1 protein-coding gene is annotated in these 543 nt (G+C 58.6%); it reads right to left on the bottom strand.

Going from position 1 to position 543, the window contains the following annotated elements; all coding sequences use genetic code 11:
• Window positions 1-92 precede the first annotated feature (92 nt).
• Window positions 93-543 (bottom strand): ATP-binding cassette domain-containing protein (locus ACR0EL_RS22710; RefSeq protein WP_480502385.1); only part of this gene is annotated, 451 nt, incomplete at its 5' end.

Genomic DNA, 543 nt, shown 5'->3' with positions numbered 1-543 from the left:
GCTGGCGATCGCAGCTGCGGCTATCGCTGCCGAGTTCCGGGCATTCGAACAAGGCCTCTAGTCACGGAGCGCCTGCAACGGGTGTCGCGGCCCTATCCTGCTTCGACCCCAAGCCCGTCAGTCGACAGGTCATCGAGTTTCGGCATCAACCGTAACAGTTCTTGCGCGTATTCGGTTTTCGGACTGGCAAACAGATCGCTGGTGTCCTGAACCTCGACGATTTGTCCCTGTTTCATGACCGCAACTCGGTCACACATCTGGCGCACCACAGGTAGGTCGTGGCTGATGAACAGCATGGTCAGGCCCAGATGCTCTTGCAGGTCTTTCAGGATGTTCAAAATCTGCGCCTGGATTGAAACGTCGAGCGCGCTTGTGGGCTCATCGCAGATCAGGAACCGGGGTTGTGTCGCCAAAGCGCGGGCGATCGATATACGCTGCCGCTGACCACCCGAAAACTCGTGCGGGTATTTTTGACCGGCTCCGGAACCCAGACCCACCTGATCCAACAATTCATCCACCCGGCGCTTGATGTGCGCGCCATCC

It is taken from the genome of Ruegeria sp. AH12 (assembly GCF_056541465.1).
The sequence above is the reverse complement of the archived record's forward strand: the minus strand, read 5'-3'. Positions and strand labels throughout refer to the sequence as shown.